This is a genomic window from Agaribacter flavus (assembly GCF_042646125.1).
GTDB lineage: Bacteria > Pseudomonadota > Gammaproteobacteria > Enterobacterales > Alteromonadaceae > Glaciecola > Glaciecola flavus.
Genome location: NZ_JBHRSW010000006.1, coordinates 242,594 through 257,532 on the forward strand (window position 1 = coordinate 242,594; position 14,939 = coordinate 257,532).

A 14,939-nucleotide genomic window follows, 5' to 3' on the forward strand; every position below is an offset into this window, starting at 1 on the left:
TTTAAGCTTTGTTTAGACGTTTATCGATAAGAGACTCAACAACACTCGGATCGGCTAGTGTAGAGGTATCACCTAAGTAAGCGTGTTCATTCGCCGCTATTTTTCGCAGGATCCTACGCATGATTTTGCCAGAGCGAGTTTTCGGTAAGCCGCCCGTCCATTGCACCAAGTCAGGAGTTGCAATGGGGCTAAGCTCTTTTTTAACCCACTCGCGTAGTTCTTGCGTCAGTGCATCACTCGGTGTTACACCATCATTAGGCATCACATATACGTATATGCCCTGCCCTTTAATATCATGCGGATACCCAACCACCGCCGCTTCGGCGACTTTATTATGCGCAACAAGTGCTGACTCAATTTCGGCCGTCCCCAAGCGATGACCAGAGACATTTAATACATCATCCACTCGACCCGTGATCCAATAGTACCCATCTTCGTCTCGTTTTGCGCCATCACCGGTAAAGTACACATTTTTGTATGTACTAAAATACGTCTCAACAAAGCGTTCGTGGTTACCATAGACAGTTCTTGCTTGGCTTGGCCAGCTATCTTTGATCACTAAGTTACCTTCATTGATTCCTTCCAGCTCATTGCCTTCTGCGTCATACAGCGCCGGCTGTATACCAAATAAAGGGCGCGTAGCTGAGCCGGGTTTGAGCGCTGTGGCACTTGGCAAGGGAGAAATCATGATCCCACCAGTTTCAGTCTGCCACCACGTATCCACAATGGGACAGCGTGATTGCCCAATAACGCGATAATACCACTCCCAAGCTTCAGGATTGATGGGCTCACCGACCGAACCCAATATGCGAAGAGATGACAAATCGCAGCCTGCAGCCGGTTTGTCACCATGCGCCATCAGTGCGCGAATAGCGGTGGGTGCCGTATACAGTTGAGTGACCTTGTATTTTTCGACAACTTGCGCAATGCGTCGTACATCAGGATAAGTAGGCACTCCCTCAAAGAATACTTGAGATACGCCATTTGATAGGGGGCCATACACCATGTAGCTATGGCCGGTTATCCAACCAACGTCTGCCCCACACCAAAATATGTCATCTTGCCGATAATCAAAGACATATTTGAAGCTCAAGGTGGTATATAGCATATACCCACCTGTAGTGTGCACAACACCTTTGGGCTGTCCTGTAGAGCCTGATGTATACAAAATAAACAGAGGATCCTCAGCATTCATATGCTCTGGTTCACAGGTGTTAGCCTGCTGTTCTGTTAGCTGCTGCCAATCAACATCTACATCTGTCTTTTCAATATCTTGGTTACCGGTAAGTGCGTAACACAAAACCGACTCTATGCTTGGGCACTTGTTATTCGCAATCGCTTCGTTCACGTTAGCTTTTAGTGGAATAATTCTTCCCGATCTGCGCCCTTCATCACAAGTAATAATTAGCTTGGCGGTACTATCATTAATCCGGTCAGCAATGGCATTCGGCGAGAAACCACCAAAAATAACAGAGTGAACCGCGCCAATTCGGGCACAGGCAAGCATGGCATAGGCGGCTTGAGGCACCATGGGCATGTAAATCGCCACGCGATCACCCTTGGTGATGCCCAATGACTTCATTCCATTCGCTAATTTACAGACTTCATCATGGAGTGTTTGGTAAGTAATTTCTTGTGTATTGCCTGGTTCATCACCTTCCCAGTACAAGGCCACTTTCTCAGAGTTGTCAGGCAAATGCCTGTCAATACAATTAACACTCGCATTCAATACGCCGTCTTCAAACCAGCGAATATCACAGGCATCAACCGAAAAATTAGTATTCTTGATTTTGCTAGGCTTTTTAAACCAATCCAACCTATCTAGCTGTTGAGTCCAAAAAGCTTCTGGGTTTTCTATAGAAGACTGATACATTTGTTTGTATTCAGCATCACTTATCTGCGGTGCTTGTAACAGTGCCTCTGGCACTGGGTACAATTTAGTGCTCAATGTTACTCTCCCTTTGTCGCTAGCTTGTCTTCTTTAAATAACAGGGTAAAGCAATCATTTTACATAACAAGCCGATTCATTTAACTATATTTTTACATATATCAAATATTTTTTAGGGCTAGCGCTTGTTTACGCAACAAATAACACTGCAGCTAAAGGTATAACAAAAAACACGCCGACAATATAAGCAAGGCCATAAACCTTTTGCTCTGCGACTTTGAGTGAAAGTTGATAGGATAATCGGGGTGGCCACTCTCTGATAAAGGCTAGACCGTAGATAACAGCAACCGCGAGTACATTATAACAAAAATGAACAAAGGCAATTTGTAATGCAAGGTCTGCATTCGGGCCGGTAATAGATAGCGCAGCGATAAGCGCAGTGATGCAGGTACCGATATTTGCGCCAAGCGTAAATGGATATATTGATCGAGCTGTGACTATCCCATTCCCGACTAAAGGCACCATTAAAGACGTGGTAGTAGAACTAGACTGCACAAGTACTGTAACAACTGTACCCGAGGTAATACCGGACACGGCTCCTCTACCCAAGCTCTTTTGTAATATTTCGCGTGCTTTACCCACCATCAGGGATTTCATTATTTTACCCATCCAAGTAATGGATAAAACTATCAGGCCTAAGCCCAATATAATGCGAGCCAATCCGTCGTATACAGCCGGCAGCTGAGTCGTCAGCAGGGTGATCATATCGATAAATGGTGAGGTTAAGGCTTTGACTGGGTTAAACCCTTCTACGCCTGCTGTTGCTCCAGTGGAAAACACGGAAACTAAAAGGCCACTCAATGACTCCAACAAACCAAAGGCAATTTCGAGCGGCAGAAAAATACAGACTGCGAAAATATTGAAAAAATCATGAATAGTGGCGGCGTTAAACGCACGTTGAAACTCTTCTTTATTGCTAACGTGTCCTAGGCTCACAATCGTATTCGTAATGCTGGTGCCTATGTTGGCTCCCATCATCATTGGCACAGCAATAGTAATAGGCAAACCACCGGCAACCATTGCAACAATCACCGATGATACGGTACTTGATGACTGGATCAGTGCTGTTGCCACCATGCCAATAATCAAGCCCATAAATGGGTTAGAGGCAAACTCAAACAGTTGCTTGGCGTGGTCTTGCGTTGCCGTCTTAAATCCACCACCTATCAAGCTCACAGCGGTTAGCATGGCCAACACTAACAACGCTAGCAAAAGCCAGCGAAATGGCTTAGGCCATGTCTGCATGCCCGTTATGGGCGTCACTTGTTGGATAGACGAGCTCATAAACTACCACCTGTAGGATTATGTGCTAGTTTTACTCCTAAATTGTGACGATTTTATTAAAACGGCATGGGAAACTGTTTTAATACATCTCGAATATCCTGAAGACAATCTTCCGATAATTCGATGTTAAAAGCTTGAATGTTTTCTTGCAATTGTGGCAACGAAGTAGCGCCAATGATCGTTGAGCTTACGCCGTCTACTTGCTTACACCAAGCCAAGGCCATGGTAGTGGGAGACAAACCATAGCGCTCTGCAATTTCGCAATAAGCAAGCACTGCAGCTTGTGATTCTGTAGTATCTCTAAAAAGGCCATGGCGATGAACCAAGGTCCAACGACTCCCCTCAGGGCGAGCCCCATGGCGATACTTTCCAGTCAGCAAGCCCGTTGCTAATGGCGACCACGGTAAATAAGCAATATTTTCGTAAACGCAGCTCTCGATGAGGTAAGGGCTATCTTTGGCGTGAACTAGACTAAACTCATTTTGAATCGATACCGGAGGTGGTACGTTCAATTCCTTACATATGTTCAAATATGTATGGATCCCCCAACAAGTATCATCCGACAAGCCCCAATTCTTGATTTTACCTGCATCAATAGCCTGACCGATGGCAATCACAATATTTCTCATGTCATCGCGTTCTGCTTCGACATCAAATTGTGTATGTGTCAGATCACTGGGCCAATGCTTACCAAAATGAGGCGTAGCTCGATTTGGCCAATGCAATTGATATAAATCGATATAATCGGTGTTCAGTCGTGCTAGCGAGTCATCCAAAGCCAAAGGCAATGTGTCACCTGATAATTTTGATCCACCCCTGATATAGCCAAAACCCGCGCCCGCTATCTTTGATGCCAAGACTATATCTTCACGCTTACTTGCATTACGTCCCAACCAATTACCAATAATCCTTTCTGTGTCGCCATATGTATCGCTGTTTGGCGGCACTGGATACATTTCTGCAGTATCGATAAAATTAACGCCTTGTTCCAGTGCATATGCCAATTGCGCGTCTGCATCTGCTTGCGTATTTTGAATGCCCCAAGTCATTGTACCTAAGCAAACCTCAGATACTTTGATACCTGCACTACCTAATGTCGTGTACTTCATTGTTTTGTCCTTTCTTTTTTAAGCAAAAGTATACGTGATCAAAGTAGTGATGTATCAATTGCGCTTTTATTTTTATGATTAACTTATTTATACTCGACAAAAAACAAATAGCAGAGTCTGTAATGAGATTTCTCCACACCATGGTCAGGGTCAAAGATCTTGACGCTTCTCTTCACTTTTATTGTAATTTATTGGGTTTACAAGAAGTAAAACGATACGAAAGTAAAGAGGGCAAATTTAGCCTAATTTATTTAGCCGCGCCTGATGATGTCGAGCAATCCACCAGCAGTGAATCCCCTTTACTTGAGTTAACCTATAATTGGGAGCCAGAAGATTACGCTGATGGCAGAAATTTTGGTCATGTCGCTTACGAAGTTGATGATATTTACGCTATTTGTGCATTTTTACAATCTAATGGTATCTGTATAAATCGACCGCCAAGAGATGGACATATGGCGTTTATTCGCTCTCCAGACGGTATATCAATTGAGTTACTGCAAAAAGGGGAAGCGTTGCCCCCACAATCGCCATGGCGTGAAATGGAAAATACAGGGAGCTGGTAAAGCCAGTTCCTGCATACAATGGCGACTGGTAGAATGCACCTAGCCTAAAACAGACAAAGCGCTAAATGCTACCTCTGACAAAATCACGTACCTTTTCAAAATAAAATGCAGACAATGCGTTATGCTGTTCTTCAGAAAAAGAAGGAAGGCTCGCTGCTTGTGCATTTTGTCGCACTTGCTGCGCGCTGCTTGCGCCGGCTATCACTGTCGTCACCTGGGGGTGATCTAGAATCCACCTAAGCGCTAACTGCGCCAATGGCGCGTCTTTAGGCAACAGTTCTTTTAACTCGTCAACCAATTCCACTGCTTTAGTATATGGCAGGCCGGAAAACGTCTCACCCACGTTAAAAAATTGACCGTCTTTGTTGTAATGACGATGATCATTTTCTTCGAACACGGTATCGGCCTTGAACTTACCACTTAACAAGCCACTGGATAGCGGTAAGCGGACAATAATCCCTACATCAGCCGCCGCTGCTTGAGGTAGTAAACGCTGAATGGCATCTTGTCGGAATAGATTAAAAATAATCTGTAATGCACTTAAACCGGGTTTATCCAAGCAAGATAAACCTTCGTTAATATTCTCGACGCTTGCCCCATAGTGCTTGATTAAGCCTTCTGCCCTAAAATCTTCTAAATAGTGCCAAACAGCGTCACCATGTAAATATTCTGGCGGAATACAATGTAACTGGATCAGATCAATAGCGTCCACTTGCAAGCGAGATAAAGAGACTTCTATACTGGAACGCATCGCTGATTTTGTGTATTGATTGGGGTAGAGGGAAGGATCGCGACCCAACTTAGTGACGATGGTACGCGCTTTGTTGTTAGTTAAAGTCCATTGGCCAATGGATGATTCGCTCTGGCCGGCACCATATACATCAGCGGTATCCCAAAAAGATATACCTACGTCATCCGCTGCTTCCAAAATACTCTTGGTGTTATTTGGACCGGCTATACCGAAGTCTCCGCCGAGCTGCCAACAGCCTAGGCCAACGATAGAAGCATTCAGTTTACTTTTGCCCAACTTACGAGTCTGCATTTACCACTTCCTCAATATTACAGTACACGACGTAACATGAGTCGTATACCTTGTGTTCATTTCCAACAAGGTATACTACTACGCAAAACAAACAATATTAAGGCGCAGCTTCCATACTCTGCAATATTTCGAAATTAGTTTTTTCTTTCTCAACATATTGTTGCCACTGTCTCGATGATGCTCGAGTAGCGGGATACTGCTCTGCTTTGGCTAAGGTATCCAAAGCTTCTGCAAACTTACGCTGATTGTACAAAGATAAGCCCAAAACTAGGTATGTATTGCCTGGTGAGCGTAGGTCACCCTTTTCTAGCGCCTTAGTGGCAGAAGCAATCGCTTTATCATATTGATCAGAGTTGAAATAAATCAACGCGAGTTGAGCATCTAATACACCGTCATCAGATAAATCTGCTGCTTTAGCGTAAACAGGCACGGCCTTTTCGTTTTCTTTCGCCGCTTGCCAAGCCTGTGCAAGAAAACGTAAGTTGCGTAAGTTTTCATCTAGGATATTGTCTTTGATAGCCTGTTCCATAAGAGCTGCGCCTTTGTAAGGTACACCGTTAAAGTAATACAATTGCGCCAAGTTAAAGGTATCGTTTGCGTTGCTAATAAACCCACGTTGATACGCTATTTCCATGGTAGCCAACTGCTTTTCAGGCTGCTCTAACTCGCCGTACATCCCTGCCAATTGCACCCAATACTTGGGCTCGTCGTACAGGCGAATGAGTTTGGCAATTATATCTTTGACTTTTTCAGGCTGTTTTAACTCAAAGTAAATAGCGCGTTGCAACACCAACCAATTTTCGTCCGGCAAATAACCTTCGTTCTCATGTCCAGCAATGGCTTGCTCAATATACGTTTTTGCTTCTTCATACTTTTTACCCTGATAAAGCGCTTGCGCTTTGAGTACGAAGTTTTTAGGTGGAATAGTACCGCTATTGAGTGATTCCCAACGCTCTAGGTATTCGACCACTTTTTCAAAATTACCTTGCGCCATGTTGAGTTGAGCAAGGCTGTATAAGGCAGTTTGTTCAAAGCCAACGGGGATTGGACTCTGTTCAATCGCCTTTTCAAATGATGCAATGGTGTCGTCGAAGCGTTCTTCATTGTAATAAATAAACCCATAAAAATTGTACATAGTCGCAATTTCATAGGCATTCATACTGCTTGCTTTTGACTTAACCTCGTCCAATATTGCTATTGCTTCTTCCGTATTTCCTGCATCACTTGCTGTTTGTGCGCGTGATAACTGTTCGTACACCTTGGCACGCAAGGTCGGAACGCGGCGCGTTTTTACGGTATTTTCTTCTTGAGCATGTAGTTCACTGCTATACGTGACTAACGCAGAAATGGTCACTACACCGCTGAAACTAAACAGACCTGACAACAAGCCTCCTAGTATGGTCGAAGCTAAAAATGTATTGCATTTATTCATCTTTAATTCCTCTCGACTAGTTCAGTTCAAAGGTGACTTGTGTCTGAACACCGGCTACATCTACTGGTTCGCCATTGATCACTCGCGCCTTGTACTTATAGCTAAGCACAGAATTAATCGCGGCTTGTTCAAAAATTCCTTCTGGCTCAGCTTTAATTACCACGGGATCTTTAACCGTTCCCAGCTTAGTTACCGTAAATTCAACAATAACGTAGCCTTGAATTCCTCGCTGCATCGCGCGTCTGGGATACACGGCTTGCGAACGCGCAATCGGCACAAAATCACCGTCACCACCGCCAAGCGATACGCCGCCTTCGAGACCAACATCCGCACTCACGTCTGCAGAAAAGTCCATTCCGCCACCAGCCGCGTCAGGTGAACTCGATTCCATCGGTGGTGCTTCCATAGCTGGAGGCGGTTCTTCAGGTTTTGGCGGCTTACGTGGTTTGCGATCTTTTTGCTCGACTTGCTCTTCTTGCTTAACACGCACAAAATCCAGTACCTTTCCCTGAGGCGGCTCTGTCATTTCGCCGCCACCCGTTTTAATTAGGTACTGCATTAAAAAGAATAAGCCAAGCGTTATCGCAGCAGCACAAAATAATGCGATTACAAATCTAATCATGGCTTATGGCTCTTGTGCAGCAATAGATACGTCTTCAATACCTGCGGCTCTTGCTGAGTCCATCACCTTTATCAGTACTTCTGTTGTGGCTTTTTTATCTGCTTGGATAACCACCGTACCTTGCGGGTTTTCAGCATACAGTCGCTCAATGTTCGCTTGAACCGCACGAACGTCAACCTTGCGTTTATTTATCCAGACTTCACCTTTGTCACTGATCGCAACCAATATACTTGCTCGATCTTTCTTAACCGCCGTTGCTGCATCAGGGCGATTGACATCGATACCTGCTTCTTTAACAAAAGATGCCGTGACAATAAAGAAGATTAACATGATGAATACAACGTCAAGCATGGGCGTCATATCGATATTGGCTTCTTCTTCGTCAACTAAATTTTGAAAATGTTGTTTCATTGTCTATTTCCTTACTGCTGACTATCAGCCAATCTCGCGTTCAAGCTGCAATTCATCTTCAAGATGCATGCGCTCAGTTTTACCGGTTTTTGTTAACCAGGTTGAAGCAAAAACACCGGACAAGGCACCTACCATTCCAGCCATAGTCGGAATGGTCGCCTTCGATACTCCCGAAGCCATCGAACGGGCATTGCCCGAGCCGGTCATTGCCATTACATCAAATACTTCAATCATTCCCGTCACTGTACCCATGAGTCCTAATAAAGGACATAGTGCGACTAGCGCCTGAATTATGGGCACACCGGCGTTTAACTTTAGACTCACTCTGGATATATACGCTGAGCGAATTTGTTCAGCATTCCAAGAGCTGCGCTCTTTGCGCGCGTTCCACTGAGCAATCAGGCTCTTTTTATATTTAACATGAGTCGTATTGATGTAAAAAACGCGTTCAAGGATGAGTAGCCACATCACGAAAATCAGCGCGCCTATGTACACAAGTACATAGCCACCTGTTTCTGTAAAATCGCGAATTGCTTCTAAAAACTCAATCATTGTAACGCCCTATTAATTTTTAGCCGTCTTCTCAGCTCGCTCTGCAATCACGCCCGAAGCTTGCTCTTGGAGGATATACACGATGTTTTTGTTGCGTGTATTCAAGATGGCGTAAAGTAGGGTCGTAGGGATAGCAACAACCAAACCCAGTACCGTGGTGACAAGTGCTGTAGATATACCACCGGCCATCAATTTAGGGTCGCCTGTACCAAACAAGGTAATTTGCTGGAAGGTGATGATCATACCGGTAACTGTACCTAGTAATCCCATAAGAGGTGCAACAACCGAGATAATTTTGATGATTGTTAAGAAGCTACCTAACTTAGGTAATTCACCCAAAATCGCCTCGGTTAGATGCAGTTCCAAGGATTCTGTATCTGCATGCGGGTACTTGTCACGCACCTGCATGACTCTGCCCAGCGGGTTGTCATCTTTGAATGTATCAGATTTAAGCTGTCTGTTGACTTTTGCTTGGGTGATACTCAAGGCAATGAGGCGGTATATAGCAAGGACAAAGCCAAAAGCACCAACGATCAAAATGATATAGCCCACTAAACCACCCTGTTCTACTCGCTCTTTCAAGCTGGGTGCTTGAACCAATAAACCTAAGATAGAGCCACCTGTAGGATCCAAACCAAAACCGACCAGTTCTCCATTTGAGGACTCAAGATTTTCAATCGACGTGAGGAAACGGTCTTGAGGTTGTCTAACTAATTCGGCAACTGTCTCTGTTACGCTGTCGTAATCGAGATATTTACCTTCTGCAACCAAGGCAAAAGGACCGACTCGGGTGATCTCTTTTGACACTTTACTGCCGCCCGCTTCGACGACTTCCGTGGTGAACTTAGTGACTTTACCTGACTCTGTCATCTCGCGTTGGATTTCAAACCAAACACGCTCAATTTCTTCAATCGAGGCAAGTTTAGATGAGTTACCCATTGACTGAGCCATTTCATCCAAAAACTGCGCTCGTCCCGGGATCTGAGCAGAAATCACTGAGTTGTAAAATTTGTTTTTGGTGTCGCCAGCTACTTGCTGTAATACCCCAAATAACTCTTTCAACGAACCTAAACGATTGTCCAAAGCACCTTTTAAATCAGCAATTTTAAACTCGTTTTCTTCAAATTCAGTTTCGAGCTTTTCTGACTCATTTAGCACTCGCGCTTTTAGTGCAGCCGTATCTCGCAAAATTTGTTGCTGCTCTGATTGGCGTGCAGCAAATTGTGCTTCGCGTTGCTCATTTTGCTGAGACTGTGCAAACTTGCCTTCTTCAAGCTGTTTTAACAAGGCATCTAAGTCGATTGCACGCTCGTTTTCTTGCGCATTCACAGCACAAGCAAAAATCATAGCTGTCGCAGTAGCGATGGTCTTACCGACCAATGAATTCAACTTCATTTTCATTTTGTTATTCCTTAGTCAGTAATCGCGACTGGCACCATTAATAAATCAGGTGCAAGTTGTTTCTTGGCAATGCGAAGTGCTTTTGTCACTTGTGTACGATAGCTCGAATCCAGCTCTTCCCATTGACGGGTTTGCTTATTCCATACACCTTGTCGGCTTTGATCACGTGTTTGATAAAGTAAAGCCGTGCGCCCAATTCGAAGAAAATCAACAGCTGTAGGCTCGCCATCTATATCAGTTAGGCCACCATAAGATTCGATAGTGCGTCCATAGTCCATTTCAATTTGAAAGGCCTCCATCACTCGACGGAACTTTTCAGATGGCGCAACACTCGCTTGATCCATAAGGTTAGTCAGATCAGCTATGCGATTTGCACGTTCCTCAGGTAAAAACGGCATATCCAGCTCGATAAACTGAGAAAGCCCTTCAATCATTTTAATCATCAGGGGGGTGATTTGACGCTCTATCACGCTGACTTCGTCAATCGCTGCGTTTAAATCACGCATTTCTTGCTCTTGATTACCAATTTGTTTTCTCAATTGGCCGTTGTATACCTCTAGGCCTTCAATTTCTTTTAGTAGGCTTTTGTATTGCTGAAGTTTGCTGTCGATCTGTTCTGAAATACTATCTATTTTAGTTTGTGTCTTTTCAGCTGACGCATTAATTTCTGTTGCAATTTCATTTGCAGAATCAAGATACTGATCTTCTTGCTGCGCAATAGTCGAAAAAGACAATGCGCTTGTTAAGAAGATAGCACCGAGGGGAGCTAACACCTTCATACAATTTCCTACTTAAATTTTTGGGAGGACTTATTTTTTAACGCGCAGAGGATAGAAATTTTTTGTGACATTTATATTACAGTTTAAAATTGCGAACGACACATCACAAAAAATTCATATAGTTTAGGGGACTAAGATATGAATGATTCGTTTTGAAGTTTTTAGTAATACATTGATTTTACTATGATCATACGAAGTGTGGTAATGTATAAAAACGGTTAAACTACTTTTCAAAAATAAGTCATAAATGGATAGTGTAAAATCAAAATTAAAGTACCTGCTTAGTGTGAGTGCACTTTTTGTTTACTTTAATGTTGCTGCTAGCGTAGGGGGAGTGCACGGCCCTAACGTTAACCCCAAAGACAAAACACTGGAGCTTCGCTCCTCGCTTGCGCAAGCCGATAACGCAGAACAAGATAATGCTTGGACACATCGCCTTCACTACCAACAAGCCCTGAACGACAACCTGCGCGCGCGTATTGTCTTGCAATATCGCGATGTAAATAATTTTGAGTACGATTCGCTGAGGGCTGAATTACTCTATAACTTTAAAAAGCGTGCACCAAACGGCTACTGGTCCAGTGCAGTCAGGTTTGATGTGCGCACACGGCGAAGCAATTTGCCTGAAGATTACTTCGTCACATGGACTAACCAATGGGATTTTAAAGATGGGTGGCGAACCCGAGGGTTGGTGATATTCAGCCGTCAGTTTAACAGCGATGCCGCCTCATCTCGCACGGCCTTTGAGACACGCGCCAGTATTAGCAAAGGCCTGGCAAACGGTATGAGAGTCGGCTTGGATTTCTTCGACACCTTTGGTGAATTCGGTGAATTTGGCAACTTCAATGATCAACGCCACTTAGTTGGCCCTAAACTCGTCGGAAAAATTGGTAAGCTAAATTTCCAAGCCCGATACTTAGCCGGGTTGACTTCAAGAACACGGGACAATAATTTTTCGCTTTTTGTGAGTCGTTCGTTTTGATTGAGCGCAATGTCCCATTTGCATGAAAGATTACAAAATAGACAGTAGTAAATAAGAAAACGCCGGTTTGTAAAACCGGCGTTCTTTACTGACAAATCAAGTGAGTGTTAATTAAAGTCGTACTTGTACGACAAACTAAAACCTACTCCCCTTGTTTCAGACCGCAAGAGTACGCCTTCAAATTCCAATTCCTTTTCTTGATTTAATAGGTTCTGTACTTTGAAAGTAAGCGTTTGGTTAAAATCTGGATAATACTTGTATACTAAATCCAAAGAATGGAAAGGTTTCTCAAAGTTATCATCAAAACCGTCAATACCAGCGATAAGTATGCGTTCACCAAAAACGTTGTACACTAGCGAGCCAGAATGTTCACCGTTATCCGAGTCAAACCCCAATTGTAAGTTAGCTACATATTGCGAATGACCAGTAAGCCTGCGTGTAGTGTTAGTGATCGCAGCAGACACTCTAGTTTGATCAACGATTGCTTGCCGATCTAAGACGATTTCTGAATCACTCAACGTAATATTACCTGACAAGAACATGTTGTCCCACACACCCTGTCCGAAAACCTCTAAGCCTTGTAAAAACTCGAACTCAACACCGTATACTTCACCCGACTCTGCGTTAGCAATTCGGATAAGTGGAGGACCATCCTGAGCTGGAGATTGAACAGATTCAATAGGCGCATCCATATCTTTATAGAACAGACCAATTGATAAGTTATTTCCCGCTTCACGATACCATTCCCAACGCAAGTCATAGTTGACAATAGACGTAGTTTGTACGCCCGGCGTTCCTTGAATCGGAAAATCAGTCAAGGGATCAATATACGTAGTGTTAGACACTTCTCTTAAATCTGGGCGCACCACTGTTTGTCCGATACTTGCACGAAATTGCATACTATCGTCCAATGAATAAGTTAACGCTACAGCAGGGTATATATCATCCTCTTGAAAAGCTAATTGACTTCTATCTGCTTCGTCAGGTAAATCAATCTGATTGCTTCTCGGATCAAAGGGTACAACAGCTTGACGGAAGTCTTCCCAGCGAAGCCCACCCGTAAATCGCCACTTACTCTTGAAGAATAAATCCGCTTCAAAATAATAGGCATCCACTTGCTGTGCTGCAGCATAGTCATCACCCGCAATTGTTGTATCACGAATAATTGGATTTTGTGAAAATTCAGCAGTTTGTAAAACTTGATCACTCAGAATATCTGCAAACTGAGTACCAACAAGCAAGCTGCTATCAGACAAAGCTCTGGTACTTACGTCAAACCTTCTATTCTCAGCAGTACGGGCTTTGTCTAAGAAATCAGCTCCAAACTTAAATTCCATCTCCCAATTGTTTAGCGTATGTGGAAGCGTGAAATTGTAGCCAAAGTTTTCTACTCTATCATGCAAAATTTGGAAAGAATAACGACCGGCAGTAGGTGCATTGGTTAAACGAACATCGTCATCCAAAGCAAACACGCCATCACCATTTTGATCAGTAATAATAAAACGAGACTCAAAATTGCCCGGTGCATCTCGATAAGAACGCCCCACAGAATATCGCCAATCAAATCCTAGGAAGTTATACCTAGGAAAAGTGTGAACACCTCTCAACTGATTGGTAAACAAACGGCGTTCTTCGTATTCGATAACAGCATCGCGAATTCTAACGCCTTCGGCGAGACTTAAGTTCTCCGTGTTACCAAACTGCTCTCGTACTTCATCGCGAGTATCGTTTAAAACGATCAAGCTGTAGTCAATTCTGTGATTTCTGTTGTAATCAATACCTGCATTGAAAAGGCTTGACCATTTGACAGTGCGTTCTGTGGATCTGATGTCATCAAAGAATCTAACCAGTTCAATCGAATCTTGTACGCGATTGGCTTCTTGTAGTTCATACTCTTCTGACACTCTTATCTCAGAATCGTAACCCGTCGTAACCAAGAAACCAGCCTTCCATTTATGATCAATATCGATGCTGTTTCCCAGCGTAAAGTTAAAGTTTCCGTCTGGCCCAATACTTTCTTCAAAAGGGTCATAGTCTCGTTTAACCTGAGAGAACAATTCCAACGCTTCATTCTGTGGTAACCTATCCAGAAAGTCTCTGTTTGCCCAACGGTCAACGATTGCTTGCGGCGCCGCTCGATTACCATCGTCTTGACCGCGCCAATCATTACTGCCGCCATTGTAGCCGAGTCCGTTCTCGTTATTTTCAGTATTGTAGCCCGTACCTACCGATACATTGAATACTAAGTCAGTGGGAATAGTTTTGATTCGTATATCGACGTTACCACCACCAAAAGAAGCAGGCATGGATGGGGAATACGACTTTTGCACAGATAAGCTCTCGATTATATCCGAGGGAAACAAATCTAGTGGAATAACGTTTCTGGTAGGATCGGGTGAAGGCACTGACGATCCGTTTAGTTGTGTACTTGAATATCGTTCACCTAAACCACGTACATAGATAAACTTTCCGTCAACAAGAGTAAGACCGGTTACACGGCGCAAAGCTGATGCCGCATCACCATCACCTGTCCTTGAGATTTGCTCAGCTCCAAGTATATCGGCAACAAAAGCTTGATTTTTTCGTTCTTCAAGAACCGCTGTAGCCGTTCCCTTTAAACGAGTCCCTGTGGTTACCACTTCGTCAATCACATTTTCCTCTTGCGCATTGACTACTTCATTCACAGATATTGCTGTCAAAACCGCAAATGAAATGTGTTTTAGTGGAAACCTTTGTTTAGGTTTAAACATAACTAACCTCTATAACTGTTGCTCTTTAAGTAGAATATTCATTCGAAAAAAACGGCACGCTGCT

General features: G+C 43.6%; 13 protein-coding genes. 2 read left to right on the forward strand and 11 right to left on the reverse strand.

Features of this window, described 5'->3' with window-relative positions; translation table 11 throughout:
* Position 1: 1 nt before the first annotated feature.
* From acs to ACFOHL_RS05365, 3 genes are all read right to left on the reverse strand, one after another.
* Entirely contained in the window at positions 2 to 1,948 is a 1,947-nt protein-coding gene (gene acs, locus ACFOHL_RS05355) for an acetate--CoA ligase (RefSeq protein ID WP_376919173.1), read from the reverse strand.
* A 129-nt stretch (positions 1,949 to 2,077) separates the two neighbouring features.
* Positions 2,078 to 3,193: a Na/Pi symporter gene (locus ACFOHL_RS05360; protein ID WP_376919249.1), complete on the reverse strand. Its 1,116-nt coding sequence runs from the start codon at positions 3,191 to 3,193 to the stop codon at positions 2,078 to 2,080.
* Between the two features lie 95 nt (positions 3,194 to 3,288).
* Positions 3,289 to 4,341, reverse strand: a complete 1,053-nt coding sequence (locus ACFOHL_RS05365) for an aldo/keto reductase (protein ID WP_376919174.1) — start codon at positions 4,339 to 4,341, stop codon at positions 3,289 to 3,291.
* Between the two features lie 122 nt (positions 4,342 to 4,463).
* Between ACFOHL_RS05365 and ACFOHL_RS05370 the strand changes: the two genes are divergently transcribed.
* Positions 4,464 to 4,904, forward strand: coding sequence for a VOC family protein (locus ACFOHL_RS05370; RefSeq protein ID WP_376919175.1), 441 nt, complete (start codon positions 4,464 to 4,466; stop codon positions 4,902 to 4,904).
* Between the two features lie 61 nt (positions 4,905 to 4,965).
* On the opposite strand, the gene ACFOHL_RS05375 is transcribed toward ACFOHL_RS05370, so the two are convergent.
* The 7 genes from ACFOHL_RS05375 to ACFOHL_RS05405 all read right to left on the reverse strand — a co-directional run bounded on the left by ACFOHL_RS05375 (position 4,966) and on the right by ACFOHL_RS05405 (position 11,143).
* Positions 4,966 to 5,946: an aldo/keto reductase gene (locus ACFOHL_RS05375; protein ID WP_376919176.1), complete on the reverse strand. Its 981-nt coding sequence runs from the start codon at positions 5,944 to 5,946 to the stop codon at positions 4,966 to 4,968.
* 97 nt (positions 5,947 to 6,043) lie between these two features.
* Complete coding sequence (locus ACFOHL_RS05380; protein ID WP_376919177.1) at positions 6,044 to 7,378, reverse strand: tetratricopeptide repeat protein; 1,335 nt, start codon at positions 7,376 to 7,378, stop codon at positions 6,044 to 6,046.
* A 16-nt stretch (positions 7,379 to 7,394) separates the two neighbouring features.
* On the reverse strand, positions 7,395 to 8,000 hold the full coding sequence (locus ACFOHL_RS05385) for an energy transducer TonB (protein ID WP_376919178.1): 606 nt from the start codon (positions 7,998 to 8,000) through the stop codon (positions 7,395 to 7,397).
* A gap of 3 nt (positions 8,001 to 8,003) precedes the next feature.
* On the reverse strand, positions 8,004 to 8,411 hold the full coding sequence (locus tag ACFOHL_RS05390; RefSeq protein ID WP_284217461.1) for an ExbD/TolR family protein: 408 nt from the start codon (positions 8,409 to 8,411) through the stop codon (positions 8,004 to 8,006).
* Between the two features lie 24 nt (positions 8,412 to 8,435).
* On the reverse strand, positions 8,436 to 8,963 hold the full coding sequence (locus tag ACFOHL_RS05395; protein ID WP_376919179.1) for a MotA/TolQ/ExbB proton channel family protein: 528 nt from the start codon (positions 8,961 to 8,963) through the stop codon (positions 8,436 to 8,438).
* A 12-nt stretch (positions 8,964 to 8,975) separates the two neighbouring features.
* Positions 8,976 to 10,310: a MotA/TolQ/ExbB proton channel family protein gene (locus ACFOHL_RS05400; protein WP_376919250.1), complete on the reverse strand. Its 1,335-nt coding sequence runs from the start codon at positions 10,308 to 10,310 to the stop codon at positions 8,976 to 8,978.
* Positions 10,311 to 10,375: 65 nt separating this feature from the next.
* A complete protein-coding gene (locus tag ACFOHL_RS05405) occupies positions 10,376 to 11,143 on the reverse strand; it encodes a DUF3450 domain-containing protein (RefSeq protein ID WP_376919180.1) in 768 nt (255 codons plus the stop codon).
* A 247-nt stretch (positions 11,144 to 11,390) separates the two neighbouring features.
* Here ACFOHL_RS05405 and ACFOHL_RS05410 point away from each other — a divergent pair, with 247 nt between their 5' ends.
* Positions 11,391 to 12,125 (forward strand): hypothetical protein, encoded by a 735-nt coding sequence (locus ACFOHL_RS05410; RefSeq protein ID WP_376919181.1) that lies wholly within the window; start codon positions 11,391 to 11,393, stop codon positions 12,123 to 12,125.
* A 107-nt stretch (positions 12,126 to 12,232) separates the two neighbouring features.
* On the opposite strand, the gene ACFOHL_RS05415 is transcribed toward ACFOHL_RS05410, so the two are convergent.
* A complete protein-coding gene (locus ACFOHL_RS05415; protein ID WP_376919182.1) occupies positions 12,233 to 14,875 on the reverse strand; it encodes a TonB-dependent receptor domain-containing protein in 2,643 nt (880 codons plus the stop codon).
* Positions 14,876 to 14,939 lie beyond the last annotated feature (64 nt).